This is a genomic window from Streptomyces coryli (assembly GCF_011044975.1).
GTDB classification, from domain to species: domain Bacteria; phylum Actinomycetota; class Actinomycetes; order Streptomycetales; family Streptomycetaceae; genus Streptomyces; species Streptomyces coryli.
The window spans coordinates 1-570 of record NZ_JAAKZV010000608.1 but is presented as its reverse complement, the minus strand read 5'-3'; the positions used below and the strand labels follow the sequence as shown (position 1 = coordinate 570).

Sequence of the window (570 nt, the reverse complement as noted above, 5' to 3'; positions counted from 1 at the left end):
GCTCCACCCACCGCCCACCCTCCCAGACGATCATCAACACCTCCCGCACCGCGGCCGTGACCGGCAACCACGGCGCCAACTCGACTTGGAGCGCGTCGTAAGCCCGCTCCTGCGTCTCCGGCGGCTCGCTGTTGTCCACGGTCAGATGCGGCTCCAGCCCGCCCACACCGAAGATCCCCCGATACGGCACACACTCGGGCCACCGCTCCACGACGCTCTTGGTGAGAGCCCGCACAGGCCCGGCCGGCCACGGCTCGAGGTACAGCACGCCCGGATACCGCCGGAACTCGGCGAAGGTCAGCTCGAAGGCATCATGCGCAGCGATCAACTCGACCAGCTCGCGCTCCGTAGCCTCATCGAGGCGCGAGTCATGCAGAAAGGGAAAGAGCACTGTCACATGCGCAGGAAACCCGGCCCGCACCACGGAATTGAGCTCCGGCACATGAATAGTCAGCGCCGTATCCCCCGCCACATGCCCCCACCCGCTCACCCATCACTCCCGTTCCCGAACCGCCACCAGCGACTGTCGCCGTCATGGACTTCCCGCAGGTCAGCCTGCCACATTCCACC

At 66.8% G+C, this 570-nt stretch carries 1 protein-coding gene; it reads right to left on the bottom strand.

Going from position 1 to position 570, the window contains the following annotated elements:
• A partial coding sequence (locus G5C51_RS42425) for a 2'-5' RNA ligase family protein (protein WP_338118520.1) occupies window positions 1-397 on the bottom strand: 397 nt, incomplete at its 3' end.
• Between the last annotated feature and the right edge of the window lie 173 nt (window positions 398-570).